Here is a 26,494-nt window from a genome sequence, read left to right on the forward strand (position 1 = left end):
TTTATACCTGCGTAAAATTAAATTACACCTACAATAATTTTATAGAGTAGTTCTTTTTATCTGTAAATAAGGCAACAATATTGAGTATAAATAAAAACACCGTAGCTGATTTTGATTACATCAAAGATCAAGTGCTCGACAGTATTGATTCATTTATTTATACCAAGGATTTACAGGGGAATTACACCTATGTAAACCAAGCCGTATTAAACCTATTTGAAAAATCACTTGATCAAGTGATCGGTTTTGCAGATACAAACTTTTTTGATTTATCACTTTCTAAAGAATTAAAAAATAATGACCGGGAAGTTATTGAAAAGGGTATACGAGTTGAGAATGAAGAAAGCAGCTTTATTCGTGCTAAAAATGAAGTGCGTATTTTTAAAGTTGTTAAAAAACCACTTTTTGATCTTCACGGAAATGTTATTGGTATTTGTGGCATTTCAACAGATATAACAGTAGAAAAAAAGCTACAAGAACAAGTAGCCGAGCAAAGTTTCTTACTGGACACTATGTTAAATAACATAGATTCACATATTTATGTTAAAGATTCAGAACGTACATTTTTATATGTAAATACCCGTACCGCAGATTTATTTGGCAATAGCGCAGCGAATATTATTGGTAAAAAAGATATTGATATATTACCCAAAAATATTGCCGATCATTTTTACACCTCAGACAAGAAAGTTTTCGAAACCAAGACTAAACAAGTTATTGAAGAGACAGTCAAAGATGAAAAAGGTAATAACTGTCATTATATCAGTACTAAAGTCCCTTTTAATCAACCCGGAAAGTTACCCGCGATAATAGGCTTTTCAACAGAGGTTACCGAGTTATTTGAACTAAAAGAGAAATTTAAACAGCTTGCCAATATCGACTCATTAACTAATTTGTATAATCGACGCTACTTTACACTACATATAGAAAAAGAATATTTGCGCGCTAAACGATATAGCCATCCAATGACACTCATTTCTATTGATATAGATCATTTTAAAAGTATTAATGATAAATACGGCCACCCTGGAGGAGATCAAATATTAATAGCAGTAGCCAATAAGCTTAAAGCGAGTTTACGACAAACAGATATATTGGCTCGTATTGGCGGTGAAGAGTTTTCGATAATTTTACCTAATACATCAATAGCATCTGCAATTCAATTCGCAGAGCGTATACGGGTAGAACAAAGTGAGCTGCGAATAACTGGCGAGTGGGATAGTGAAGCTTCTATATCGGTAAGTATTGGCGTATCTAGTTTACTCACTGGTGACAAGAGTTTTGATGAATTACTGTCTCGTACTGATAAAGCTTTGTATCAAGCTAAAAAATCGGGCAGAAATAGAGTTTGCCATCTATAACTTGTTTAAGCCTTCCGCCTAAATTTGAGCGATATTAACAAATGATAGCCAAACAGCACAAATTAAAAAGCCGCGGCTCAATTCTATAATAAGAAGTGAGCCGCGGCTTTTAGGTATAACATCACTTGGCTTTTCAGCTAATATTTTCAACTGAAAATTTACAGCTTACTTATGATAAGGCTTACTTAAACGGTGTACTGACTCAATAAAGTGACCTGCATGTTCTGGGTTCACGTCAGGGTGAATACCGTGACCTAAGTTAAATACATGGCCTGTACCGCCCTCACCAAAACCAGCTAATATTTTTGATACTTCTTGTTCAATACGAGGTAATGGTGCGTATAACATTGACGGGTCCATATTACCTTGCAAGGCTACTTTATCGCCAACACGTGCTTTAGCGTTTTCAATATCGATAGTCCAATCAAGACCAACAGCATCACAACCTGTTGCCGCGATAGACTCTAACCACATGCCGCCATTTTTAGTAAATAACGTTACTGGCACTTTACGTCCTTCATTATGACGCGTTAAGCCATCAACAATTTTAGCCATGTATCGTAATGAAAATTCATTATAATCACGTGGAGACAATACGCCGCCCCATGTATCAAATACCATCACTGATTGCGCGCCAGCAGCAATTTGTGCATTTAAATAGCTAATTACTGAGTCGGCTAACTTATCAAGTAATAAGTGTAACGTTTGAGGTTCAGCAAACATCATTTTTTTGATTTTAGTAAACGCTTTAGAACTACCGCCTTCAATCATATAAGTGGCTAATGTCCACGGGCTACCTGAAAAGCCAATAAGTGGTACTTCACCATTTAATTCTTTACGAATAGTACGTACTGCATTCATCACATAGCCCAATTCGTCTTCTGGATCAGGTATGCCAATTTTTTCAACGTCAGCTTTACAAGTAATAGGACGTTCAAATTTAGGCCCTTCACCTGTTTCAAAATATAAACCTAACCCCATTGCATCAGGAATAGTTAAAATATCACTGAATAATATAGCGGCATCTAAAGGAAAACGACGTAATGGCTGAATCGTTACTTCACAAGCAAGATCTGCATCTCTACATACCGACATAAAATCACCGGCGTCTTTACGTACCGCACGATATTCTGGTAAATAACGACCCGCTTGGCGCATCATCCATACCGGTGTGTAATCTACTGGTTGTTTTAATAGTGCACGTAAATAGGTATCATTTTTTAATTCTGTCACCAATAGTTCCTCTTATTTCTCATACTTAGATAGTCGCGTTAGATATCTTCTATAAATAAAAACAGGTTTGTTAGTACAGATAGTTGAAATGCCACTAAGACTTATTTGCTTAAATTAATTATTAGCACGACAGTTTAAATTTGTGACCATTAAAAAGTGTGACTAAAGAATTTATGCGCGCAGTTTAACACCGACTAGCCATTTGATCTATGTGCTAAATCAACACGACACGAAAAACCCGTCGTTAACCAAAATAACAGAAATACACAAACATATTACAAAAGTACAATTTATTTAACTTTATTTTATTTTGGCCATTTTATAGTTGATTTTTATCAACATATTTTGAATCAACAGCTTAGCGGCGTTTGCTTGTTAGACCAGTTTAGTACGAAAAAATTCGTGGAGTTTATGCTCTATTAAAGTTGTTGCGATGGCAAAAATGCTTTGATATAAAATGCCTGCGCTACAGAAAAACAATAATAAAAATAAGTAGTAGCAAGAAAAAATATAATAATAATAATAAAGAAAGTAAGCTGTTCTAGTAAATAAAAATAAAAATAAATGCGCTAGTGAACAAAAAATAAATAATAAGAAGCTTGGTACACAAGACCACAATGCGAGCATTTCAGGCCTTTCTCTATGAGAAAGGCCTTTTTATTTGCGGTAACATATTTCTTACTCTTTACTTTATATAGACTTAAGACCTAAAATTCAATTTCATAGTTCAATCAATATTGTTGCTAAATGTAAATAATAATGTTTTGGTTTTAATTAGATGTAATGTAAATCAAATTGAATGCTAAATTGAATGCTAAATTGAATAGAAATATATATTCAATTTAGCATGACCTATCCCACTTCATAACACTTTCATATAGGCGAGCTTCAATATAGGCGATTAGTGATGTCATTTTAATCTTGCACTACAATGGCGCAAAAATGCCACTTCAAGAAGCGTCAGTAAAAATAAGGCTTTACTGACTATAAATGTCATTGCCTCTCTAAAAAACAGAAAATAAATGCTAAAAAAATAAAAATTTATTTTAGTAAGGTTGATGCCAAAAAGTTATCCGCCAATATTATTTTATTTAATTAAATACAATAACTTAATAAAACAGGTTGTTAATAATTCGATATAATAACGAGAAAAAATACCAACTTCGGCTGAATATTCATGAAATTTATATAAATATTTAGTCAATGTTATTTGCTTATTAGTAATTAACACTATATTTTTGAAAATATATCTAATATCCACCAAATTAAACTAATTAACGAGAAAGAGTTCACCTATGAATGCACCACAACGCGACATTACCTTAAGATTTTTAGCCGAGCCACAAGATGTAAATTTTGGTGGTAAAGTTCACGGTGGCGCGGTAATGAAATGGATCGATTTAGCCGCCTATGCTTGCGCTGCTGGTTGGAGTGGCCGTTACTGTGTAACAGCTTACGCTGGTGGTATTCGTTTTATAGCACCCATTCATGTTGGTAGCTTAGTAGAAGTTGAAGCGAAAGTGATTTACACCGGTAATTCATCAATGCATATTGCCTTAGAAGTTAACGCATGTGATCCTAAGTCATTAAATCGTCGCCAAACCACAAACTGTATAGTTATTATGGTTGCCGTTGATCAAAATGGTCATCCTGAAAGTATTCCTCAATGGAAGCCAACAACGGAAGCAGATAAAAAACAAAACGCTACAGCCGTTAGATTAATGGAAATGCGTAAGAAAATTGGCGAAGAAATGGAAATTTTTGTAGATTAGCTAAGCGAAAATACTTGGTCGTTAATTCGCTTAGGTATAAGCTAGTATATAAATACTTTACCTATAAACATAATGACTAAAAACATACTACGTAAATCATTTTGTTTTCTCGCATTGCTCAGCGCAACACTCTTATATAGCCAACCAAGCTTTGCTTTAGCAAAGTTTGGTCATCAACTAGTTTGCCAGTTGGCCTTTGACCATTTATCTACAGCTAAGCAACAACGAGTTATTCAACTCTTGCATGCAGTCCCTAGAAAACATCAAACTTTAATCAATCAATACAATAACAATAAAATTGATTCACCAATGACTTTCGCCAAAGCCTGTACTTGGGCTGACGCTGTAAAAAAACAAAGTGAATTTAAACAATACAGCAGTTGGCATTATTTCAATGTTCCTCGAGATCTCGCACGCATAACAACTAAACCTTTATGCAGTAAAAACTGTTTACCACAAGCAATAATCACCCATCAAAAGCAATTACAAGCTAATCCGCGCTCATGGGAGTCAGCACAAGCATTATTATTTTTAGGCCATTGGTTGGGTGATATACATCAACCATTGCATGTAAGTTACGCCAGTGATTTAGGAGGCAATAAAATACGCTTTTCTGATACTAAAAGTTATTGTAAAAACTTACATAGTTATTGGGATACTTGCTTGATAAAAACGACCAGACGCACTAAAAAAGACTGGATAGCAAAATTAAACTCGCAATGGAATAGTATTTCCATTCCCCCATTTTATAATCAACAAGTATGGGGTTGGGCTGATGAATCATACCAACTGATACGCCAACCTGACTTTCAATATTGTAATTTATCAAGCCGAGGTGAGTGTCTTCAACCTCAAAATAGAATAACCTTAAGTGATAACTATGCACAAAAACACATACCACTTATGGAGCAGCAACTTTTAAAAGCAGCCAAGCGGCTAACACGATTGCTAGAAGTAAGCCTCTAAATCAAAACCGCAAATATCACTTTACCTCCGTTCAAATCATAAATAGCCGAAGACTTCTAAAACTTAACCTTGTCGTGGTGCACTATAGTTTTTTAAAAGTGTCCTCTTGGTGCATTTCTGCTTTAAACATCTATTTAAAAATAAAATAAACAACAATAACAATAACTTAATTTGTGGCTCGTATTTTGCTCTGCGATGCTAAGATTAATAAATTTCACTTATAAAAATAGTAGAAAATAATAAAATATTAACAAAACAAGGTATTGTATGAGTCAGTCGTCATTTAAACATAATTTTTTATCCTTTCAAGGTAGAGCCAAAATTCTTCATAGCACATGGCTTGCTTTTTTTGTTACTTTTCTGGTTTGGTTTAGTCACGCTCCTTTAATGTCAACCATACAAGAAACTATGGGGTTAACAGATATTGAAGTGAAAATACTTCTTATCTTAAATGTGGCATTAACTATACCTGCGCGCATTGTTACTGGTATGTTAGTTGATAAGTACGGACCTCGTAACTCTTATACTGCGATGTTAATAGCTACCGCTGTATTATGTTTTTTCTTCGCTTTTGCGCAAACATTTGAAACCTTAGCCTTAGCGAAGTTTTTAATGGGTTTTGTTGGCGCTGGTTTTGTTATTGGTATTAGGATGATCAGTGAATGGTACCCTGCCAATCAATTAGGTTTAGCTGAAGGTATTTATAAAGGTATGGGTAATGTTGGCTCAGCTGTTGGGGCTGGTAGTTTGGTTTATATAGCTAGTTTATTTGGCAGTGAAGACGGTTGGCGCTATGCAATTGCTTCAACAGGGGTTATAGCATTACTTTATTCCGCTTTTTATTATTTTGCGGTAACCGATACGCCTGTTGGTTCAACTTACTTTAAGCCCAATAAGTCGGGTGGTCTTGAACTAACCAGTAAGCGTGATTTTATATTTTGTTTACTGTTTAACATTCCTATGGTGGCAGCATTAGCTATTCTAACCTGGCGCGTAACAGACTCTGGTGTTGTAGCAGGAACAACGAACGAAGTAGTTGCAGGCGCAGGTTTACTCACAGATTTTTCAGCTTACTGCATCTATGGCTTATTATTAGCGCTTATCGGTTATCAGTCTTGGAAATTATACCAGGTCAATAAAGATATGTTGAAATCTCCTCCTGTGGATGAAATTTTACAATACAAGTTTAAACAAGTCGCTATTTTAAGTATTGGCTACGCGGTAACTTTTGGCTCAGAGTTAGCGGTTATTTCTATGTTGGCACAATATTTTGAAAATACCTTTTTGGTGGCGGCAGCGGCAGCTGGTGTTTTTGGTGCTTGTTTTGCTGCGGTTGATGTTATCTCTTGTCCATCTGGCGGTATGATCAGCGATAAGTTAGGAAGAAAAAAACCGTTAATTATATTACTCAGTGGGGCCGCTATTGGCTTTTTTATTATGTCGATGATAACGCCACAGTGGCCATTAGCTGCAGTTGTTGCAACCATGATGATTTGTTCGTTCTTCTTAGGCTCAGCAGCTGGCTGTGTATTTGCAGTAGTACCTTTAGTTAAACGTAAATTAACCGGCCAAATTGCAGGTACAGTTGGCGCTTATGGTAACGTTGGTGCAGTTGTGTTTTTATTAGTGTTCTCGTTTGTCACGCCGTCAGTATTTTTTATCACTATTAGTGCGGGCGTTGCCTTTGCTGTGATTTGCACTTTATTTTTAGATGAGCCAAAAGATAAAATGGCAGAAGTAATGCCTGACGGTACAGTACAAATGATTGATGTTCATTAGCTTAGTCGCTGATGGCAAAATAGATAATAAATAGTTTTATTGTCAATTAATTTTTAGCGACTTTACTTTTAACGACTTATACAAAGGTGAGAATAATGGCAGAGCAATCAAGTGAATTAAGCTTTACAGTAGCACAACGTTCAGTAGCAGGTAAAAAACCTCAGAACGAAGATGCTATTGGTATCCGGCTGCCTAAAGACTCTACCCTAATCAACAAAGGCGCTGTTGCCGTTATTGCTGATGGTGTTAGCGCTGCTGAAGCAGGTAAAGAAGCCAGTGAAACTTGTGTTCGCAACTTTCTTTATGATTATTATTCAACGCCTGAGAGTTGGAGCGTAAAAAAGTCAACTTCACAAGTGTTAACCGCACTGAACCGCTGGTTATACGGCCAAGGCCAACAATATAACGACGCCCAAAAAGGCTATATTAGCACCTTCAGTACAATTATCTTTAAATCACAAACCGCACACCTTTTTCATGTGGGTGATACTCGAATTTATCGTTTACGAAAAGGTGATTTAGAGCAGCTCACTCGAGATCACAGCACTTACGTTAACGCTACACAGACTTATTTAGCTAGAGCTATGGGGTTAGATGTAAAACTTGATGTTGATTATAAAAGTGTTGATATTGAACAAGGCGATATTTATTTTTTAAGTACTGACGGCATTCATGATTTCATTAGTCACAAAGTCATTACTACCGAGTTACAAGCACTTAAACCTGAAGATGATGAAATTTGTTTTGAGCAAGCTTGTGAAAAAATAATTGCTTTAGCTTTAGCTGCCAAAAGTGGTGATAACTTAAGTTGCCAGATTTTGCGTGTTGACAGCTTACCAACCAAAACAATAAGTGAAGTTGGCAGAAAGCTCTCTGAACTGCCCTTTCCACCCTATTTAGAAGAAGGTGTGATCTTAGATGGCTACCGCGTCGAAAAGTGCTTACATATAAATAACCGTAGCCAAGTGTATGTAGTGCGCGATGTAGACACTAATGAACGTTATTGTATGAAAACCCCGTCGGTTAATTTTGACGACGATCTTGCCTATATAGAGCGCTTTATCATGGAAAGCTGGATGGGCAGTCGTATATCAAATCCTCATGTCGTAAAAGTAATAGAAAATAACCGCGATAAAAAATGGTTATATTACTTAACTGAATACATTGAAGGTCGTACACTCGAGCAATGGATAAAAGAAAACCCAAAACCCGCGGTTCAAGATGTGGTTTATATTCTCGATCAAATTAGTAAAGGTTTACGCGCGATGCATAAGCGTGAAATCTTACATCAAGATATTAAACCCGGTAATATTATGATTGATAAGAATGGTGAAGCTACCATTATCGATTTTGGCTCATGTTATAGCAAAGGTATTGCTGAAATAGCCACTCCGCTAGACGAGCCCGGAATTTTAGGTACTGCTGGTTATTCTGCGCCTGAGGTTGTTATTACTGGCAAAAGTACTATTCAATCTGAAGTATTTTCTTTATCAGTACTTGCCTATGAAATGCTAACAGGAAAAGAGCCATTTTCAGGAAAACTTAGTAAATGTAGAACCAGTGAAGATTACTTAAAAACCAAATACACGCCGTGTTTTGATGAAAACCCTTTAGTGCCTATTTGGATAGATGGTGCGATTAAAAAAGGTTTACGTTTCAACGCTGAACGTCGTCACGAAGATGTATTAGAATTAATGCATGAGTTGCAAACTCCTAACTCTAAATATAAAACTACTCACAACGCCGCGTTAATGGATAAAAACCCACTGTTGTTTTGGCAAGTGATGTCTGGAGTTTGGTTTGTCGCTTTTATTGTGGCATTGGTATTTTAATTAAAAGTTAATTAATCAAGTCTAAAATAGGGCTAAAGTTACTCTCTTTTAGACTTGAAGCTTTTAGACTTGAAGGGCTTTTACGAAAGTTTATTAGCTAGCTGTTATCCTTTATTTTACCGTTATCGAATTCATCAATACTTTCAACAACTTTCGCCATCGCTTTCAGTCAATACTTTCAACTGAGTTTTAACATCAATCCATTGTGACATGTATTGTGTACTTTTATGGTGATGATGATTAAGCATACTGCCAATAAAATTGTTTTGTCGATGAGCATTAAGATCAGTAGCAACTTGCGTTAATTTGACGGCTAACTCGGTTAATATTACTTCGCTTTGATACATTAACTGCGCATTTTTTTGGCCTAAATCACTAGCAGCTTGCCAAAGTACTTCCTCTTGATAAAGCTTTACCGCTGCATCAGCAATAGCCTGGGGATCATTGGTTACAGCGCCAGCCCAAGGTAAACTTGTTTGCATGCTTTCAATGCCAATATCGGTAGTAACAGATGGTGTGCCACAATACATGGCTTCAGCTAACTTACCTTTAATGCCGGCACCAAAGCGTAGCGGCGCTAAACAGACTTTTGCACTTTGCATGGCAAGTACCGCATCATCAACCCAACCTTTAATTAGAAAGCCTGATTTTTCATCATGAAGATCTGTCGCTTTAGGCGGTGGATATGCACCGTAAACATTAAGCTTTACATGCGGTAATTGCTTACGTATTAAAGGCCATATTTGTTGCTTCAACCACAATACCGCATCCCAATTAGGCGCGTGTCTAAAGTTGCCAATTGCCATAAAATCATGACGTTGTGCATACTTAGGGTTAGTTTGAGTAAGTTGTGCTTGGCTTAACATAAACGGACAATAATGAATTAAGCTAGCATCAACCTTAAATAAGCGTTGTAGCAATTCAACTTCAACACTGGAGATCATCAAACTAATATCTGAGCGAAAAATAGCAGCTACTTCGCGCTTTGCCATATCACTTGTCAATAAATCAGTATCAGTCAGTGCACGTTGTTCCTTGTAAGCTTGATGGCGAGCATTGCGTAAACAAAATAAATCTTCTGTGTCTAAAATACGCATCGCATCTGGACAATGTTTACTTACCCGCCAGCCAAACTGCTCCTCCATCATAAAACGATCGAACATCACAACCGTAGGATTTAATTTTTTTATAAATTCATCAAAACTTGAGCAATTAAGGGCAATGTTTTCAACGCCAATATGCAAACTTCTTAAATCAACCATGTGCTCAGTTTCTAATGCAGGACTGGCAAAAGAAATGTCATAGTTTTGCATTTGAAAAAATTGAATTAATTGCATCATACGGCTACCTGCCGCCGAAGAATTAGGCTCGGGCCAAACATAACCAATAATAAGAAGTTTTTTCATGGAGGAAACATCAAGGTACTTAAACGTGGGTTTCATATTTTGCCATAAAATGAAAAGCAGTGTGTCATAAAACACCATCTAAAAATAAAAAAGCCACTCGTAATAACTTACGAGTGGCTTAATTTTTTGCTTAACCTTTGATAAAACTTAAAATAAATCTTATAAGGCTAAAGTTTTCTCGCTATATAAGGAGTGAAAACTAGTGAGCAGCGTGACCGTGCTCATCCATTTCTGCAGCTACAGCTTCAGCCGCTTGAATATCTAATAATTCAATTTCAAATTGTAATACAGCATTACCTGGAATACGTGGTGGGTTACCGTTAGGACCGTACGCTAATTCTGAAGGAATTGTAAATTTGTACTTAGAGCCAACAGGCATTAATTGTACACCTTCTGTCCAACCTTGAATTACACGATTAAGTGGGAAAACAGCAGGTTCGTTACGGTCGTATGAACTATCAAACGTTTCGCCATTTAAGAAAGTACCTTTGTAATGCACAGTAACAGTATCTTCAGCTGAAGGTTTAGCACCTTCACCTTCAGTTATTACTTCGTACTGAATACCTGAGTCAGTTACCATAACACCATCTTTTTTAGCATTTTCAGCAAGGAAAGCAACGCCTTCAGCTAAGCTAGCTTCAGAAGCAGCAACTAATGCTGCTTGTTGTTTTTCTTTCATACTTGCGTCAAGGTTTTGTAGTAATGCTTGAATTTCTTCTTTTTCGATTACTGATTTACCTTCAATGCTATCTACAAAACCACTAATGATTAGTGATTTATCTAGCGATAAACCTAATTTGTCATGCTCTTCTAAATTGCGTTGCATGTACATACCAATTGAGGCACCTAAACCATACGATTGTTTTTGAATTTCAGTATCAAGTACTGGCGCTTTTGCTTCTGCAACAACTTCTTCATTACAACCAACAACAGCAAATAATGCTAGGGCTACTAGGGTAGGTTTAAACAATTTCATTCATATCTCCATTTAATAATGTAATTGGAGTGTTCCCCAATCAAAACATAAAACTGTATTGTTAGCTTACAAATTTAAACTTGTCATTTAAGTTGCAAATTTAAGTAAGATAACAGTAAACAATTTCAAAAAAGAACTTATACTAACGATAAATGCCCAAATAAAAAAGTATTAATATCTTGTTAAATTGTAAATGGATTTTTCCATTAGTCTTATTCACCCTGATCGCTGCCTGCAAGCCCGTAACAGAAGAGCCATTACACCGTTGGCAACTTGCTGTAGAAGGTGCTTATGCCGGCGATATTTCAAGTAATGCAAAATATGCTGTAGTTTCTTCAATTCATCACGGATTAAGTGTTTGGGATTTAACACAAAATCAACGACTATATAATTGGGCTCAAGAGCAAGACAGCAGTGATAATTTAGTTCTTGCCATTGATATAAGTGATAATGCAAGTCATGTACTTACCGCTAACCGAGATAATTTTGCGCTTTGGAATTTAACAACGGGTAAATCTGAAGGCTATTGGCAGGTACGAGAATCTCATATTAGAGATATTGCAGTTAGTAATGGCGGTGATTACTTACTTATCGGTAAAAGCAATGGCACTGTGGTACATGTTAACGTCGATACTGGCAGACGGTTAGAGTTTTTAGGACACAAAGAAAAAATAAATACCGTAGATATGTTACCTAATGGCCGTGTCGCTATGTCAGGCGGTAATGACTTTACCGCTTATGTCTGGGACAGTGTATCTGGACAAGTCATTTATCAATTTAATCATAATTCACGAGTGTCTAAAGTCGCTTTAGATCCACACGGACGATACGCTTTTTCTGCGGATAGTATGCAAGGCGCTTATCTTTGGGACTTAAAAACGGGTAAACGCATCAGTAGTTTACAAGGGACTAAGCGACAAGAAGTATTTAGTTCAGTGAGTTTTTCACCCGACGGTAAAACCTTAATTACAGGCGCTGCGTCAAGAAAGGTCAGTATTTGGGATATTTCAACCGGTGAACGTCTTTCACATTGGTTTGTTACCCCTAAAGATGCAAATAGACCTACTGGCGCTGTTGTGTATAGTGTCGCATTTGGCGATAATAACAACCTCTTAACGATTAGCTCATCAGGATATGTTGAATCATGGCCAATCACGAAATAACTTTAAGTGCACACGGCACTAACACCAATTATGTTCAGCAACTTGAAGATCGTGTTGACGATTTAGAATCGCGCAACGTTTTTCAAGATGATGTAATTGAACAGCTAAGCCAAGAACTTGCCGCGCATAACAATCAAATATCGGAATTAAAACAACAATTACAATTAGTCGCGAATCGCTTAAAAGATGCAGGTACTTTATCAAGCGACGCTGAAGAAGTTGAACCACCACCACCGCATTATTAATCACCGAATAACTCAGTATTTAATAATGATAACCTTTGATGCTTTAAATATTTTCTAAATCCTTATTAATTTGAAGCTGTATGAGTTAATTAGAAAGAAGAACAGAGTTGACGCTAGTTAATAAGTACTTCTGATGCCCTAGTTAATTTATACAGCAATAAATAACGTCTTAAGGTTTAAAGACGCCAATAACCTGCTCATGCTCACGCACAACTTTTTCAACATGCTCTTCTGTTTGTACCATTTGCTCGCCACAACTTACACAGGTTACTTTTTCAACATTATTTTCTTTGGTTAATGCCATAGTGTCTATAGCTTTACATTTAGGGCAAACTGCGCCAGAAATAAATCTCTTTTTCGATACTTTACTCATTTTTATCTACTACTTATCTATTAATGTTCAATTATCACTATTTTACCTTGAATAGTGCCCATAGGAAAAGCGACAATGCATCAGCATTTTTTTAGCGGCACACAAAACGCTTGAATATCATCTCGCCACGCTATATTTATAATGCTTTTTATATTGTTATTTTACCGAGGAATTACCATTGATTATCGCCACAGACCTAAGTTTAGATAGAGGAGCTAAAAACCTCATTAAGTCATCTAGCTTTACAATTCATCCAAATCATAAAGTTGGTTTAGTGGGTAGTAATGGCTGTGGAAAATCATCTTTATTCGCCGCACTTTTAGGTGATTTAGCGCCAGATTCGGGTGATTTGTCTATGCCTACCAGTTGGGATATTGCTACGGTAAAACAAGAAACACCGTCGTTAGAGCAAAGCGCGATTGATTACGTCATGGATGGCGATACTGAGTTTCGTCAATTAGAAAAAGAGTTAGAACAAGCACGCCTTACCGAAAATGGTAACCTTGAAGCAACCATCATTAATAAAATAGACACTATTAACGGTTACAGCTTACCTGCTCGCGCCGGTGAATTATTACATGGTTTAGGCTTTTTACAATCACAACTTGATAACCCAGTAAAAGACTTTTCTGGTGGTTGGCGCATGCGCTTAAACTTGGCACAAGCGTTAATATCACGTGCTGATTTATTACTACTTGATGAACCAACCAACCATTTAGATTTAGACGCGGTAATCTGGTTACAGCGCTGGTTAAAGCGCTTTACTGGTACCTTAGTGCTTATTTCTCATGACCGTGATTTTCTTGATACCGTAATTGGTCAAATTCTACATATAGAGCACCAACGCGCCAACTTATACAGCGGTAATTATACGGCCTTTGAGCGTCAACGCAGAGAGCACTTAGCACAGCAAGATGCGCAATATCAAAAGCAGCAAAAAGAAGCAGCACACCTGACGGCTTTTGTTGATCGTTTTCGCGCAAAAGCCAGTAAAGCAAAGCAAGCGCAAAGCCGTTTAAAACGTTTAGAGAAATTACCTGATTTAGCGCCAGCCCATGTTGATAGCCAATTTACCTTTAGTTTTGAAGAACCAGAAAGCTTGCCCTACCCGCTATTATCATTAACCGAAAGCCAGTGTGGGTACGCTAAATCTGCCAAAGGTGAGCAAACTATTATTTTAGATGATGTTGGTTTAACTTTAGTGCCTGGTAGTCGTATTGGCTTACTCGGTAGAAACGGCGCGGGTAAATCGACCTTAATTAAATCACTCGCTGGTGAAATTGCCCTGCTTAATGGCGAACGTTACTGTGCTCAAGAATTAAAAGTCGGATATTTCTCGCAACATCAATTAGAACAATTACATGCGCCATCAAGCCCTGTTGATCATATTTTGCGCGCTAAACCTGAGTTAGGTGAACCGCAAGCACGTACTTTTTTAGGTAAGTTTGGTTTTAGTGGTGATCAAGCATTGTCACAAGTCGCAACCATGTCTGGTGGTGAAAAAGCGCGTTTAGTTTTAGCATTAATCGTTTTAGAGAAACCACAATTACTTCTACTCGATGAACCAACCAACCATTTAGATTTAGAAATGCGCCAAGCGTTAGTTATGGCTTTACAAGACTTTGGTGGGGCAATCATTTTAATTGCTCATGATAGGTTTTTATTAGAGTCTTGTGTTGATGAGTTTTATCTTGTTGCTAACGGTCGTGTAAGTGATTTTAGTGGCGATATTGATGATTATCAACAATGGCTGAACGATGATAAAAAACAAACCGTAAAATCAGTAAAAGCTGAACAACAAGGTAGTGACATTGGCAATGATAAAGGCTTAGACAAAAAACAACTACGCCAACAACAAGCCGAACTAAGAAAAAAAGCCGCACCACTGCGCAAAGAAGCCGATAAATTAGAGAAAAAGATCAATCAATGGCAAGCAGAAATAACCGCTATTGAAGTGTTACTAAGCGATACAGAACTTTATCAGGCGGAGCGCAAAACAGAGTTAACTGACTTATTAAAAAAACAGGCAGAATTAAAAAGTGACCTTGAAGAAAATGAAATGGTCTGGCTTGAGCTTGCTGAAGAAATAGAAGAGATAATGTCTGATCCTGAATAATACTCACCTATACTAATGAAAGTACTGAACAAAAATAAAATGAAACACAAAACACCAAGAGGAAATATTATGAACACTAAAATAGTATTGTTTACTTTAACACTACTTTGCACAGCACTAAGCAGTTTCTCTGTGTTAAGCCAAAACTATAGCCTTGATCAAGGTATTTATGAGTTAAATCGTGGTGAATTTCACGCCGCAATTGCGCAATTCGAGCCATTAGTTGCAGAAGGTTATGCACCGGCACAATACCAAATGGGCTTAATTTATCAAAATGGTTATGGGGTTTCTAAAGACGGTGCCAAAGCTATTGAATTATTCACTCTAGCCGCAGATCAAAATAACCCTGACGCACAATTTGAATTATCGCTTTATTACAGTAGTGGTAAATTTATCAAACAAGACCTAAAGAAAGCGTTTGAATTAACTCATAAAGCCGCTAAAAAAGACATACTCAGCGCACAATTTAATTTAGCGGTAATGTACGCTAATGGTTTAGGCGTAGAGCAAGATGATTTTAAAGCATCGCGCTGGTACAAAAGTGCAGCAAATCAAAACTATGCTTTGGCACAATATAACTTAGCGTTACTTTATAGTGAAGGTAAAGGCGTCGAAAAAAGTAAAGACTTATCATTTATTTGGAATACCATTGCAGCTTGGAATGGCTACCCAAATGCAGAAACAAGCCGAAAAATAGATGCTCGCGATATGTCACAAAGAATGATTGAAGAAAATACTCAAAAAGCAACCAAGCTTTACCACAAAATGGTTGCTGAACAAGAGAATGCAGCAAGACTAGCCGAAGCAGAGCTCTTATATTAATCGGTTCTTGAATTCATATATTAATCGATTATTATATTAAAAATAGCAAGTGTTAAAACAGTCGATGCCTCTAGGGTGAAAGAACTAGCATTAATGTTGATCTACATCAGGTAAATGAATGAGTTACTTAGTTACACTGAATATATAAATTTATTCAAACACTAACGGAGCTCATCATGAACCTATTATCTATGCTAACCAACGATCCTGTTGTAATGTTCGCTTTTGGTGGTATCGCTATAATGCTCGGTATTTGCACCTTTTATGTGTATTACTTTATGTCGCATATCAAAAACAACCAATAAAAAATATAGCCTAGCCATATTCATCTATATCACCGATAAATATGGCTAACTAATCGCTTCGCTTTAACTAATTAACCTTAGCAGGGATTAATTATTGAGAATACATTGGGTATTTTGTCATTCAGCGTTACAATCGATGCTAATACTAGTCCCATTAATTAAGTGTAAACCCTCCATATGATCATCCCTTTAGAACAACTATCTTCTGAAACCTTAGCCGCTATTATTGAAGATTTTATTTTACGAGAAGGTACCGAATACGGCGCAGAAGATGTAAGTAAAAAAGATAAGATATTTCAAGTTAAACAGCAACTTGAGCAAGGCAAAGCGGTTTTGGTTTATTCTGAATTACACGAAAGCGTAAATATTTTACCCAGTGATCAGTTTCAAGCAGGTATGGAAGAGCAAGAGTAAAAACCAGTATTTAGCACTGGTTTATCTATTGGCGAATTAACCGTATATTTTTCTATGCGGTTTAATAATTTGTTGCCAAGGAATATCTCTAGAACCTAAACTGACAAAATCAGGGTTAAGTAAACTTTCACGTTTATTATAACTAAGCGGGTTAAACTCGCTGTCAATAATATTACCGCCAGCTTGCTCTAAAATACATTGGCTAGCGCCTGTGTCCCACTCGCCGGTAACACCAACACGTAAATAACAATCGGCACCACCTTCCGCAATAAGACAATTTTTTAATGAACAACTGCCTAAAGCAACATGGTCATAATCAAAGTCATCATTCAGATATTGCCCCATTAGAGCTAACTGCTGACGACGACTTATTGCTACTTTGATACGGCGCTTTTCTTCATATTTTGCAACCTTTATGGCGTGGCTGGCTTCAAAGTTTTCTTTAAAAGCGCCGAGGTTGGTTTGCCCGTAATAAGTTAGACCATGATCAGGTGCATGAATAACCCCTATAGTTGGCCAGCCATTTTCAACCAATGCAATATTCACCGCAAAGTCGCCGCTGCCAATAATAAATTCACCTGTGCCATCAATGGGATCAAGCAACCAATATCGAGACCAATCTTTACGCTCACTTAACCCTACAGCACCAACTTCTTCTGAAATAATAGGAATATCTGGCGTTAGTGTTCGCAATTGATCCATTATAATATCATTGGCGGCAATGTCAGCACTGGTTACTGGGCTTTCATCAGCTTTTGTCACTTGCGTATAGTTACCTTGGCGATAATACTTCATTACTTCTACACCTGCTTTTTTAGCGCTCTGCAAAGCAATGTTTAGTAAGTTTTCTTGGCTCATATTTATATTCCGCCCATTTTTATTTAATCTTTGTGAGTTATTATCAAAATTAAGGCTTGTTCAATTTTTGAAAAATAACTACTTAAAATAACGTTATGAAAGTAGTTCGTAAAAACAGTTCATGAGGTAACGTTGTGAAAGGCTAGCTCAGCAAAAGCTAGCAGATGTAATACTAATCTTGCAGGAAATCACGCAATAACATTAATGCAGCAATACTACGTGCTTCAGTAAAATCTTCCTGCTGTAATAGTTCTTTATAGTCTTTAATTGACCAAGTTACCACCTCGAGTGGCTCTGGTTCATCACCTTCTAATACAGAACAGTATAGATCTGTTGCTAAAAATATTGTCATTTTGGCGTTAAAAAAAGCTGGAGCCATCATCAACTCAGACAGTTTATGTAATTGCTTACAGCCAAAACCAATTTCTTCTTGTAGTTCTCTATTGGCTGCATGCTCAGCTGACTCGCCAATATCAATAAGGCCTTTAGGAAAACCCAGCAAATAACTGTGCGTACCTGCACAGTATTCACGCACCAACATTAAAGTATCATCATCAACCATCGGCACTATCATTACTGCGCCACGCCCGCTGCCCATCATACGCTCGTATTGGCGTTGCTCACCATTACTAAACGTTAAATCTATTTGTTCAATACCAAATAGTGCACTTTTAGCAACTTGCTTTCGATGAGTTATTATTGGCAATTGGTTTTTATTAGGCATAATACAAACTACATTTGTTCATTATTTTTCGCTGAGTTATCACTATAATGCCACGATAAAGAATACTTTTGGAATAGCTAAATGGTAATATTTATCTGTATTAATCTGGTCTAAACATTTTTCATGAGGTTTGTCGTCAATGACGAATATTAATTGGTCAAAAATAAACACAGTTCTTCTTGATATGGACGGTACATTACTCGACCTTAATTTCGATACTGAATTTTGGTTGGAGCACATTCCTGACATTATCGCCCAAAAAAATAAGATCAGCTTACAGCAAGCAAAATCAGAAATGATGCAAAAATATGGCGCTGTTCAGGGTAAAATAGAATGGTATTGTTTAGACTATTGGCAAAAAGAATTAAACTTACCAATCCTCGAACTAAAACAGGAGCTAAGTCACTTAATAAAAATTAGAGATGACGTAATCCCTTTTTTAGACACGCTCAAAGCAGCAGGGAAAAGAATAGTTTTAGTAACCAATGCTCACCCAGATTCACTCAGTTTAAAAATTGAAAAAACACAGTTAGATTTACATATCAGTGAATTAATATCTTGTCATATTTTTGGTGTAACCAAAGAATGCCAAACGTTATGGCAACAATTACAAAGTACGCTTAATTTTGATAAACACTCAACCTTATTTGTTGATGATTCGCAGCAAGTTTTATTGGCAGCTCAAGAGTTTGGTATTAAGTACATTATGGCGGTGGCTAACCCCAATAGTACTATTCCTGCAAAGAACATTGACGGTTTTACCAATGTTCTTGACTATAGAAGCTTATTATCTGAAATTGAATAGAAATACATAACGATAGTATTTACACGTATAATCCAAATTCAAAAAGCGAAAATTACTGCCATATAAAAGAAGTTACGGCTTCGCTTTCTCGTATTGGACTACGAATAATTAAAACGATTGTAGATGCGCTAGTACAAATAGTTGATATTGTTATACTTTACAATTTCATTATCCCGAGTTCAGGTTACTTAATTGAGCTAACCAAATAATCTAAAATGCTCATTGGGCTATTCTGTTTAATCTCCAACGGAAATAATGATACTGGTTTATTAATAAGACCTCGTTCAATCATTTCTGAAATCACCCCGAAGTCTAATAAACCTGTTTTTCCAACCAATAAGTCTTCAATATTTGCTGAATTACGGACATTCAGAATATCTCTAAAGCCTTTCAAATAAAGGTGATCTTTAGTAAAGCCGCCACCTCGATAAACACGTGTAGTTAAGGTAAATGCATTAGCAGAGCTAACCCCATAATTAGTCATTAATAATTGATAGGTTTTAGTAAAGTCGCCATGCTCTAACATATACTTTACCGCTATCACGCGTAAGGCAAGTGTTTTTAAGCGCGATAAAGTTAAATTACCTGAGCAATATTCACTAAAAATAGCTAAACCTTCTTGGGTATGGGTATTACCAGTCAAACCTATTGAAAACACTTTCAGCTGAGACTCTTTCGCATTAATAGTCGTTAGCATGTGAATACCTAACTCATGAAATGCATAACCTTGTAATTCTGATTTAGTAAACGTGGCGTCTTTATTAATTAATAATAAACGTTTTTCATTATTCACCATGGCTTTAGCAACAAGCTTTGCTGATTTTTCTATTTTACACTGTAAGCCCCACTGACTCGCCTGCTCTATATAATATTTAACAGCGTAATCTGCGTCGTGAATAGACTCTTCAAATTCACCTTCTATTTCAGGTGCGCGTAAAATAAATTCAGCATTGGCAATATCTTGTCGGGTTGGCTCACCATAATAACGAAGAGAGTTATAAACAAAGTCGTCAGTACCAATGGAGGTTAACAAATCAATTTTGTTGGCCAAATTATCAATAGTATGACGGTACAGTTGTTGAATATCGGCATCCATAATGTCACTTACGGGTAACTTATAAAGCTGCTCTCTAAAATGATACGGGTCAATATTAAGTTGTTTATATCTAAAATCTGGTGAGCCGCTATTTTTAGGAGAGAAAAATTTTTTTCGCTCACTGGCAATGTTAATCGGGTTGATATAATTTAACGTTTCGACATTTTTACAAAGCTCAACCAGTTGTCGATCAAGATTAATAATTTCAGGCGCTAAAGAAGAAGTCAGAATGTCAGTGCTTTTTGCCGACTTTTGCTTATTATACTTACGCATGAAAAATGCCGTCGTTTCACCAATGGCTTGTTTAACACCCGCTTTTAGCTCTTCTAAAACTAATGGGAATAGTTCTCCATTGGTTTCATCCATAAACACTTTTTTAACTTCAATTGGCAATACCAAGGTATTATCGAAATGCGCACTAATATGGGTAATAAGATAGCCTCGACCGTGAAACACTTCATCAGTCGCCGCGTATGCATCCATATTAGGCAAGTCTATTTTATTTAACTCTAGCTGAAATTTTTTCGCGATTGCGCCCCAACGCTCCATATCAATTTGCGACGAGCCAATATTAAAGGTTGGCGAGGCTTTATTAATACGCTGGTAATTATAGGAGTGCACATCAAACACTATTGTGTTTTTAAATTGCTGCTCTAGTTTAGCTATTAATGCTTCAATCACATTATAAAATGAGTCGTGCTTGGCGTGGCTTATACTACGCTGCTTTGCAGTTAAGGCTTTTTTCCATACGGGCTTATCTTTTGTCGTTTTGGTTGAAGTAGATAAGGTTTTAGCGCGGTTAAGGTCGTATTCAAAGCGTGAATCATTACCAATAACAACTATAGGAAATGACGAAATTAAGTCTGCCGTATACGGTGACTCTTCATATCCTTGCTCTTTATTACTTAATAAAAACGTTTTTTGTAAATCTTCTCGAAGATGATGTCCATTATGGATGGCAGCACAAACTACAGGACTGTATTCATCTATTTTAATAATAAATGCGTCGTTTTCTACTGTCGCGTGAAAGCATTCACCTTTATTGATTAACTCAATACATTCAGTTTCAGATAATGTGAGCATCGTTTATCGCCTTTCTAAATTCATGTTTACGTTGTGCTAATGCCTCTTTAGCATTGACAACGCTTTCAACAAAATCGATTACTTTCTTTTGTAGTTTTACATTGTTCAATTTGTTAATACGCATAATACCACCAGGGCTTTGCACATTAACTTCAATCAATTTTTCATTAATCACATCAATGCCTACAAAATATAAACCATCGCGAACTAATTTAGGACCAATGTGCTTACACAAAGCTTTTTCATTTTTCGTCAGAACATGCTTTATTACAGAGCCACCAGCATGAATATTTGAACGTACGTCATTACTGGCTGGTACACGTTTCATAGCGCCAACAGGTTCACCATTTAACATCATAATACGTACATCACCAGCATCAGCGCCTTCTACATATTCTTGTAAAATAACGTAGTTACCACCTTTGCCACTATTAATATAAAACTCTAATAATGATTGGAAACTTTTGTGTGCGCTTTTTTCAACTAAAATAACCCCATGTCCGCCATAACCATCTAGCGGCTTCATGATCATTTTGTCAGACTTAGACTCTTTTAATACATCAACTAAGTATTCTGTTGTTTTAGATACATGCGTAACGGGAATAAAATGGTTAGTAGGATCATCAAAAGAAGCGGTATAAAGCTTAGTGTTAGCAATACGCAAACCATCTATATCGTTCATAATAAATACATCATCACGTACAGAATCTAGAAAATTTAGCGTAATAGGGTCTAATGGCGGATTAGCGCGCATGATGATGGTATCAAAACCAGCCAATGGTAACTGCGACTTTTGAAATTCCGCTTTTTTATAAAACGAGACAATATTAGCCGTAACTACATCGCTTTTCTTGAATACTTGGCAAAACGCACTGGAAACAGAATCACGCATGGTTAAGTTGTGTGGTGTTGCAATAGCAACAGTATGATTACGTGAAACGCATTCGTGGATTAAACGTAAAGTAGAATCCGTCTCAGGATCGATTTTATCCCAAGGGTACATCAAAAAAAGTATATTCATGGTATTACCTGTTTTGTAAAACGCTTATCCAAGGTAATAATGTATACGATGAATATTACAGAAACATAGTTAAGTGGAGTGATTTCACCTACGTTTGCGTTGATTACGCTTTTGAACGTATGAAAAAATAAAAATGGGAGTTATAAGATTAGTTTACAAAAAGCAGCTACATACGATAGCGTTAAACCTATTAGTTAAACGCTATCAGTCAAATTAAAGCTAAATTTGTTGATTAATCCCAATCATCATAATTGTCATCATCGAATTTGCTGCGTCGACTATCTTTTTGCAGTTGCTCTAACTTTTTCTTAGCAAGAAAGTTACGCTTGTTATTATGCTTAGAACTCTTCTCTTCAGTAGAGTGTACGCTTAATTCAAACTCAGCAATGTTATTTTCAATGTCGTCTGAAGCACCTTGATTGTCAAAGTATTCATTGTCAAAATCAGGTAATTCGTAATTTGTATTCATGGTCATTGTTATCTCACCAAAAGATAATCAGGGTTAAAATCGGATAGTCTACTTTTTTGACCACTAAGAAAAGCAAAAAATTTTTAAGCTAACGATAAATATAATTTACCTTTGTTGTAAATTCCGTCTGACCTGACTCTCATTTCATTATTAATAGCTAACCATAATTAACTTTATAGGATACTTTTTGAGTAATTATTTGAATAACTATTTGAGTTACTTTTTAATTAATAGCCCTTTCATTATACCAGTGGCGACATTATGGCTGGGGCTTCAGGTTGCTCTTTTCTGAGTAAATTTTTTATTTCTATAATGCGCTCTTCGTTTTCATTCTCTTTGTGAAAAGCACTAAACAATTCTCGCTCAAAAATAGGTAGGCTCTCAATCGCAAACAATTTGCCTTGTTCAATAAAAGGTTTTGCTAACATATCTGGTAAATAGGCGCTGCCACCACATTGCAACATTAAATCAAGCGCTATCCGTGCAGTACTCGTTCTAATAGCGGGAATAGAAATACCAGGTACTGCTTTGGCATGCCAATTTATAAAGCTAGTACCCCAATCAATCATAATATAGCGCTGTACTTGTGATGGGCAGGTAATCACATTTGTAAATGTAGTTACTGGCACCAAATTGAACATATGTAGCGATTCTATCCTCAACTCTTCGACTTTCGGCGGGTCAAACAAAATAGCTACATCTAAGGTCCGCTCAAGTAATTGCCGCGTTAATTGTTCACGCGAGAGGATCTCAGCAACTAAACTTATTTGCGGTTGATTAAGGTATATTTTTGAAATAGCGTCATGAATATAGACATCCCAAGTATTAGGTGTACCTGCAATAGAAATTTGGGTTACTTGCTCGGTGGTTAAGGCAACATCTTGTTTTGCCATGCGTAAAGTATTTAGCATGTTTTCTGCGTGCGGTACTAATCGCTCACCCGCCAAAGTCAGCTGAATATTGTTTCTTGCACGGTGAAATAAGCTGACACCAAAGTATCTTTCTAACTGCCTAACACGAGTGCTGATAGCGGCTTGAGTTAAATATAAGTTCTCAGCAGCTTTACCAAAGTGGCGACAATCTTTCACTTCTAAAAAAGTTTTAATTAACTCTATGTCCATCATGCATTCTCTTATCGTTACGATAAATATTAATTGTTTTACAGCCTAATTAGTTATCCGCATACTCCGCGAAAAGCTATAACCTGTCAACTGCGACAGCAGTGAAATGAATATAATAATTCACTAGGTTAAAGAATAAACCTGTAAAAAAGTATAGGCTTAAATTAACATAGAAAAACAGTAATATATCAAGTAAATATCAGGCTAAACAATGAATTTTAATCGAGCGGTAATCAAAGTAGGTAGTGCCTTAATTGCACCAGATAAAGACGGTTGTAGCGACAAGTATATTGCCGCTATCTCACACTTTATTAACCAGTGTCAAAAACAAGGTAAAGAGATTATTCTCGTATCGTCTGGCTCTGTAGCTGCTGGGCGCAGCCTAATTCATCATGGTTCTCCTGAGTTGTCAGGCGCTACCAGAAAAGCAATGGCTTCTGTTGGGCAAATGCAGATGATGGCTAATTGGCAACGTTTTTTTAGCATTCCTTGTAGTCAAATTTTAATAACCCAAGAAGATTTTACTAATAGAGAGCGCTTTATTAGTATTAAACACACCATAAAAATTCAGTTAGCTAATGGTATTTTACCAATTGTTAATGAAAACGACACAGTTGCGGATAAGCAAGCAACTGTTGGTGATAACGACAATCTTGCCGCTTTAGTGGCGCAAGTTTGTGAAGCCGATGCTTTATTCATTTTAAGTGATATTGAAGGAGTATTTACTAAAGACCCTAAAGTAAATGCTGATGCGGTTCTGGTTCCTGAAATAGCTGAAATTACCGATGAAATATATGCTATGGCAGGAGTAACACGAAGTCACCTTGCTACTGGCGGCATGAAAACAAAAATTCAAGCTGCTGAAAAAGCTGTTGAGCACGGTATAAATACTTATATTGTTAATGGTACACGTAGTGAAGTATTTGAGTCTTTATTAGCAGGAGTAAATCCTGGTACACGTTTTATTGCCAATAAGAATATCTCTTCGAGAAAACATTGGCTTAAACATAGTTTAAAAAGCCAAGGGAAAATTATTTTAGATGCCGGCGCAGTTAACGCTATTTTGAATAAAGGTGCGTCATTACTTCCTAAAGGCGTTAAATCAGCTGAGTCACCTTTTAAACCGGGTGATTCTGTAGATTTAATTGATGAGCGTAATAATAAAATAATAGCCAAAGGTATTAGTTTATACAGTCAACATGACTTACAGCGCATAATGGGTCAACACAGCGATAGCATTGACAGTATTTTAGGGCACGATCAAGGTGATGCTGTTGTACACCGTGATGACATGGTTATTTTATAAAAATAGACTACTTTATAAATATCAGAAGTGGTTAACAAACTAGCCGATAATACGTTTTGTAACCGGCTAGTTGTTTTGCTTGCTGTAGCTATTTGGCTTTACTAGTAGCTTGAGCCTGCTATAAATATTGTATAAGCAAGCTGCTAACTAAGATTTTAACCATACAGTCGCATCTGCAATATTGTCAAAATACTTTACTTCACCTGAAATAAACCAAGTACCAATTTTAGCTGCTAACTCTTGCCATTTTTTGTTACCTAAAATAGCAATCTTATGAAACTCATTATTATGTTTGAGACCTAATTTAAAGTCATCCCATGCAGCTCGAATTTCCCAACCATCTAATTCAGTACCATCAACTAACATGTCTACACTAGGCTGTTTTACTGTAGCTAATGCTGAGTCAATTAACGGCGTGATAACTTCATAGTCTGCATGAGTAAGTGTACCGACCGCTTTTAATGAAAGAAAAAAGTTATCTCCAGATCTTTCAATACCAATTGATAAACCGTGTCTATCTGTACTCATAATCAACGCTCCTTTTAAATTATAAAAATATTATACTAAGCAACAACACTAGTTTAATCCCCAGCTAACTTAGTACCTTCAATAGCTGATAAATAATTAAAATCAAAAACAACAGCGCTGTAGAATAAAAGGTTAAAGCAAAGCCTAAAGCACGGGAAGCAGCTCCATCTTTATAACCTTTAAAAAACAGCACTCTACCAATCACAAATAATAGCGAACAAAACGGTATCGCCGATAACCAAGTAATGGGCATTAATAAACACCATGCGCTATAAACTGCTACGGCAATAACAAATTGCTCCAGGGTATTTTGTAGTATACTTTGTAGCAGAATTGCTTGTTTCGAGCCTTTAGTTAAACCACTACCATCAATATCTTCAGCGCTTAAAAATCGAAATTTAGCCAATCGACCAATTGAAACGATAATAGTTAAAGTTGGTAGTATGAGTGAAAAACCAAACATTACAAATCTACTTTCAATGCTACTACCACCCTCGCCTTTAATATAACCAACAAAAGACGTTGAAAAAGGATCAAAATATATGCTGGCTGAAATAATAACCGCAACTAGCATCATAGCTGTTGCCATACCTTTAATCACACCCTTTTGCTTAACTGAAAGCTTCATACTTTGATCTCTTTTCTTCTCTTGTTTTTCAAAACATCTAAAATAAGTAAACACTGCGATTACGTTTAGTTGGCTCGGGTTAATGTTAACAA

Annotated in this window: 25 protein-coding genes; 13 read left to right on the forward strand and 12 right to left on the reverse strand. The window is 36.4% G+C overall.

Annotated elements, in window-relative coordinates:
• Nucleotides 1–80 precede the first annotated feature (80 nt).
• Nucleotides 81–1,361, forward strand: coding sequence for a sensor domain-containing diguanylate cyclase (locus tag CWS31_RS11430; RefSeq protein ID WP_246143496.1), 1,281 nt, complete (start codon nt 81–83; stop codon nt 1,359–1,361).
• 165 nt (nt 1,362–1,526) lie between these two features.
• Here CWS31_RS11430 and hemE read toward each other — a convergent pair whose 3' ends face one another.
• Nucleotides 1,527–2,594 carry a uroporphyrinogen decarboxylase gene (gene hemE, locus CWS31_RS11435; protein ID WP_101345638.1) on the reverse strand — a complete coding sequence of 356 codons (1,068 nt, stop codon included), beginning with the start codon at nt 2,592–2,594 and terminating at the stop codon, nt 1,527–1,529.
• A gap of 1,295 nt (nt 2,595–3,889) precedes the next feature.
• Here hemE and CWS31_RS11440 point away from each other — a divergent pair.
• The 4 genes from CWS31_RS11440 (at nt 3,890) to CWS31_RS11455 (ending at nt 8,943) form a co-directional block, all read left to right on the forward strand.
• Nucleotides 3,890–4,366 (forward strand): acyl-CoA thioesterase, encoded by a 477-nt coding sequence (locus tag CWS31_RS11440; RefSeq protein WP_101345637.1) that lies wholly within the window; start codon nt 3,890–3,892, stop codon nt 4,364–4,366.
• Between the two features lie 72 nt (nt 4,367–4,438).
• Complete coding sequence (locus CWS31_RS11445; RefSeq protein WP_101345636.1) at nt 4,439–5,332, forward strand: S1/P1 nuclease; 894 nt, start codon at nt 4,439–4,441, stop codon at nt 5,330–5,332.
• Nucleotides 5,333–5,599: 267 nt separating this feature from the next.
• Nucleotides 5,600–7,111 carry an MFS transporter gene (locus CWS31_RS11450; protein ID WP_101345635.1) on the forward strand — a complete coding sequence of 504 codons (1,512 nt, stop codon included), beginning with the start codon at nt 5,600–5,602 and terminating at the stop codon, nt 7,109–7,111.
• 95 nt (nt 7,112–7,206) lie between these two features.
• Nucleotides 7,207–8,943 (forward strand): bifunctional protein-serine/threonine kinase/phosphatase, encoded by a 1,737-nt coding sequence (locus CWS31_RS11455; protein ID WP_101345634.1) that lies wholly within the window; start codon nt 7,207–7,209, stop codon nt 8,941–8,943.
• Between the two features lie 143 nt (nt 8,944–9,086).
• Here CWS31_RS11455 and CWS31_RS11460 read toward each other — a convergent pair whose 3' ends face one another.
• Nucleotides 9,087–10,349 carry a glycosyltransferase gene (locus CWS31_RS11460; protein ID WP_101345633.1) on the reverse strand — a complete coding sequence of 421 codons (1,263 nt, stop codon included), beginning with the start codon at nt 10,347–10,349 and terminating at the stop codon, nt 9,087–9,089.
• Nucleotides 10,350–10,548: 199 nt separating this feature from the next.
• Complete coding sequence (locus tag CWS31_RS11465; protein ID WP_101345632.1) at nt 10,549–11,325, reverse strand: FKBP-type peptidyl-prolyl cis-trans isomerase; 777 nt, start codon at nt 11,323–11,325, stop codon at nt 10,549–10,551.
• A gap of 179 nt (nt 11,326–11,504) precedes the next feature.
• On the opposite strand from CWS31_RS11465, the gene CWS31_RS11470 reads away from it, so the two are divergent.
• Both CWS31_RS11470 and CWS31_RS11475 read left to right on the forward strand, forming a co-directional pair.
• Nucleotides 11,505–12,488, forward strand: coding sequence for a WD40 repeat domain-containing protein (locus CWS31_RS11470; RefSeq protein ID WP_101345631.1), 984 nt, complete (start codon nt 11,505–11,507; stop codon nt 12,486–12,488).
• Nucleotides 12,470–12,733 (forward strand): SlyX family protein, encoded by a 264-nt coding sequence (locus CWS31_RS11475; RefSeq protein ID WP_101345630.1) that lies wholly within the window; start codon nt 12,470–12,472, stop codon nt 12,731–12,733. The genes CWS31_RS11470 and CWS31_RS11475 overlap by 19 nt, the downstream gene beginning before the upstream one ends.
• Before the next feature lie 169 nt (nt 12,734–12,902).
• Here CWS31_RS11475 and CWS31_RS11480 read toward each other — a convergent pair whose 3' ends face one another.
• Nucleotides 12,903–13,106 (reverse strand): YheV family putative zinc ribbon protein, encoded by a 204-nt coding sequence (locus CWS31_RS11480; protein ID WP_101345629.1) that lies wholly within the window; start codon nt 13,104–13,106, stop codon nt 12,903–12,905.
• A gap of 178 nt (nt 13,107–13,284) precedes the next feature.
• Here CWS31_RS11480 and CWS31_RS11485 point away from each other — a divergent pair, with 178 nt between their 5' ends.
• From CWS31_RS11485 to CWS31_RS11500, 4 genes are all read left to right on the forward strand, one after another.
• Entirely contained in the window at nt 13,285–15,222 is a 1,938-nt protein-coding gene (locus CWS31_RS11485; protein ID WP_101345628.1) for an ATP-binding cassette domain-containing protein, read from the forward strand.
• A gap of 69 nt (nt 15,223–15,291) precedes the next feature.
• Nucleotides 15,292–16,044 (forward strand): tetratricopeptide repeat protein, encoded by a 753-nt coding sequence (locus tag CWS31_RS11490; protein ID WP_101345627.1) that lies wholly within the window; start codon nt 15,292–15,294, stop codon nt 16,042–16,044.
• A 176-nt stretch (nt 16,045–16,220) separates the two neighbouring features.
• On the forward strand, nt 16,221–16,349 hold the full coding sequence (locus CWS31_RS11495; RefSeq protein ID WP_101345626.1) for a DUF3149 domain-containing protein: 129 nt from the start codon (nt 16,221–16,223) through the stop codon (nt 16,347–16,349).
• Nucleotides 16,350–16,526: 177 nt separating this feature from the next.
• A complete protein-coding gene (locus CWS31_RS11500; protein ID WP_101345625.1) occupies nt 16,527–16,763 on the forward strand; it encodes a YheU family protein in 237 nt (78 codons plus the stop codon).
• A 36-nt stretch (nt 16,764–16,799) separates the two neighbouring features.
• On the opposite strand, the gene cysQ is transcribed toward CWS31_RS11500, so the two are convergent.
• Complete coding sequence (gene cysQ, locus CWS31_RS11505; RefSeq protein ID WP_101345624.1) at nt 16,800–17,621, reverse strand: 3'(2'),5'-bisphosphate nucleotidase CysQ; 822 nt, start codon at nt 17,619–17,621, stop codon at nt 16,800–16,802.
• 172 nt (nt 17,622–17,793) lie between these two features.
• Nucleotides 17,794–18,345 carry an ADP compounds hydrolase NudE gene (gene nudE, locus CWS31_RS11510; protein ID WP_101345623.1) on the reverse strand — a complete coding sequence of 184 codons (552 nt, stop codon included), beginning with the start codon at nt 18,343–18,345 and terminating at the stop codon, nt 17,794–17,796.
• Nucleotides 18,346–18,484: 139 nt separating this feature from the next.
• On the opposite strand from nudE, the gene yrfG reads away from it, so the two are divergent.
• Entirely contained in the window at nt 18,485–19,150 is a 666-nt protein-coding gene (gene yrfG / locus CWS31_RS11515; RefSeq protein ID WP_101345622.1) for a GMP/IMP nucleotidase, read from the forward strand.
• A gap of 184 nt (nt 19,151–19,334) precedes the next feature.
• Here yrfG and CWS31_RS11520 read toward each other — a convergent pair whose 3' ends face one another.
• The 4 genes from CWS31_RS11520 to CWS31_RS11535 all read right to left on the reverse strand — a co-directional run bounded on the left by CWS31_RS11520 (nt 19,335) and on the right by CWS31_RS11535 (nt 23,940).
• Complete coding sequence (locus CWS31_RS11520) at nt 19,335–21,329, reverse strand: flavohemoglobin expression-modulating QEGLA motif protein (protein ID WP_101345621.1); 1,995 nt, start codon at nt 21,327–21,329, stop codon at nt 19,335–19,337.
• On the reverse strand, nt 21,313–22,350 hold the full coding sequence (gene gshB, locus CWS31_RS11525; protein WP_101345620.1) for a glutathione synthase: 1,038 nt from the start codon (nt 22,348–22,350) through the stop codon (nt 21,313–21,315). Before gshB ends, CWS31_RS11520 begins: the two co-directional genes overlap by 17 nt.
• 232 nt (nt 22,351–22,582) lie before the next feature.
• Nucleotides 22,583–22,825 (reverse strand): hypothetical protein, encoded by a 243-nt coding sequence (locus CWS31_RS11530; protein WP_101345619.1) that lies wholly within the window; start codon nt 22,823–22,825, stop codon nt 22,583–22,585.
• Between the two features lie 236 nt (nt 22,826–23,061).
• Nucleotides 23,062–23,940 carry a LysR family transcriptional regulator gene (locus CWS31_RS11535; RefSeq protein ID WP_101345618.1) on the reverse strand — a complete coding sequence of 293 codons (879 nt, stop codon included), beginning with the start codon at nt 23,938–23,940 and terminating at the stop codon, nt 23,062–23,064.
• Between the two features lie 211 nt (nt 23,941–24,151).
• Here CWS31_RS11535 and proB point away from each other — a divergent pair, with 211 nt between their 5' ends.
• On the forward strand, nt 24,152–25,246 hold the full coding sequence (gene proB / locus CWS31_RS11540; RefSeq protein ID WP_101345617.1) for a glutamate 5-kinase: 1,095 nt from the start codon (nt 24,152–24,154) through the stop codon (nt 25,244–25,246).
• Between the two features lie 147 nt (nt 25,247–25,393).
• Here the strand turns inward: proB and CWS31_RS11545 are convergent, their stop codons facing one another.
• Complete coding sequence (locus CWS31_RS11545; RefSeq protein ID WP_101345616.1) at nt 25,394–25,774, reverse strand: SpoIIAA family protein; 381 nt, start codon at nt 25,772–25,774, stop codon at nt 25,394–25,396.
• Nucleotides 25,775–25,838: 64 nt separating this feature from the next.
• Nucleotides 25,839–26,402, reverse strand: coding sequence for an MAPEG family protein (locus tag CWS31_RS11550; protein WP_101345615.1), 564 nt, complete (start codon nt 26,400–26,402; stop codon nt 25,839–25,841).
• Nucleotides 26,403–26,494: the final 92 nt, after the last annotated feature.

The organism is Colwellia echini, from assembly GCF_002843355.2.
GTDB lineage: Bacteria > Pseudomonadota > Gammaproteobacteria > Enterobacterales > Alteromonadaceae > Colwellia > Colwellia echini.

What these genes read in the sequence shown, in the direction of transcription:
- CWS31_RS11440 (WP_101345637.1), top strand. Translation starts at nt 3,890, where the DNA reads ATGAATGCACCACAACGCGACATTACCTTAAGATTTTTAGCCGAGCCA.
- CWS31_RS11445 (WP_101345636.1), top strand. Translation starts at nt 4,439, where the DNA reads ATGACTAAAAACATACTACGTAAATCATTTTGTTTTCTCGCATTGCTC.
- CWS31_RS11450 (WP_101345635.1), top strand. Translation starts at nt 5,600, where the DNA reads ATGAGTCAGTCGTCATTTAAACATAATTTTTTATCCTTTCAAGGTAGA.
- CWS31_RS11455 (WP_101345634.1), top strand. Translation starts at nt 7,207, where the DNA reads ATGGCAGAGCAATCAAGTGAATTAAGCTTTACAGTAGCACAACGTTCA.
- CWS31_RS11460 (WP_101345633.1), bottom strand. Translation starts at nt 10,349, where the DNA reads ATGAAAAAACTTCTTATTATTGGTTATGTTTGGCCCGAGCCTAATTCT.
- CWS31_RS11465 (WP_101345632.1), bottom strand. Translation starts at nt 11,325, where the DNA reads ATGAAATTGTTTAAACCTACCCTAGTAGCCCTAGCATTATTTGCTGTT.
- CWS31_RS11475 (WP_101345630.1), top strand. Translation starts at nt 12,470, where the DNA reads ATGGCCAATCACGAAATAACTTTAAGTGCACACGGCACTAACACCAAT.
- CWS31_RS11480 (WP_101345629.1), bottom strand. Translation starts at nt 13,106, where the DNA reads ATGAGTAAAGTATCGAAAAAGAGATTTATTTCTGGCGCAGTTTGCCCT.
- CWS31_RS11490 (WP_101345627.1), top strand. Translation starts at nt 15,292, where the DNA reads ATGAACACTAAAATAGTATTGTTTACTTTAACACTACTTTGCACAGCA.
- CWS31_RS11495 (WP_101345626.1), top strand. Translation starts at nt 16,221, where the DNA reads ATGAACCTATTATCTATGCTAACCAACGATCCTGTTGTAATGTTCGCT.
- CWS31_RS11500 (WP_101345625.1), top strand. Translation starts at nt 16,527, where the DNA reads ATGATCATCCCTTTAGAACAACTATCTTCTGAAACCTTAGCCGCTATT.
- cysQ (WP_101345624.1), bottom strand. Translation starts at nt 17,621, where the DNA reads ATGAGCCAAGAAAACTTACTAAACATTGCTTTGCAGAGCGCTAAAAAA.
- nudE (WP_101345623.1), bottom strand. Translation starts at nt 18,345, where the DNA reads ATGCCTAATAAAAACCAATTGCCAATAATAACTCATCGAAAGCAAGTT.
- yrfG (WP_101345622.1), top strand. Translation starts at nt 18,485, where the DNA reads ATGACGAATATTAATTGGTCAAAAATAAACACAGTTCTTCTTGATATG.
- CWS31_RS11520 (WP_101345621.1), bottom strand. Translation starts at nt 21,329, where the DNA reads ATGCTCACATTATCTGAAACTGAATGTATTGAGTTAATCAATAAAGGT.
- gshB (WP_101345620.1), bottom strand. Translation starts at nt 22,350, where the DNA reads ATGAATATACTTTTTTTGATGTACCCTTGGGATAAAATCGATCCTGAG.
- CWS31_RS11530 (WP_101345619.1), bottom strand. Translation starts at nt 22,825, where the DNA reads ATGACCATGAATACAAATTACGAATTACCTGATTTTGACAATGAATAC.
- CWS31_RS11535 (WP_101345618.1), bottom strand. Translation starts at nt 23,940, where the DNA reads ATGGACATAGAGTTAATTAAAACTTTTTTAGAAGTGAAAGATTGTCGC.
- proB (WP_101345617.1), top strand. Translation starts at nt 24,152, where the DNA reads ATGAATTTTAATCGAGCGGTAATCAAAGTAGGTAGTGCCTTAATTGCA.
- CWS31_RS11545 (WP_101345616.1), bottom strand. Translation starts at nt 25,774, where the DNA reads ATGAGTACAGATAGACACGGTTTATCAATTGGTATTGAAAGATCTGGA.
- CWS31_RS11550 (WP_101345615.1), bottom strand. Translation starts at nt 26,402, where the DNA reads ATGAAGCTTTCAGTTAAGCAAAAGGGTGTGATTAAAGGTATGGCAACA.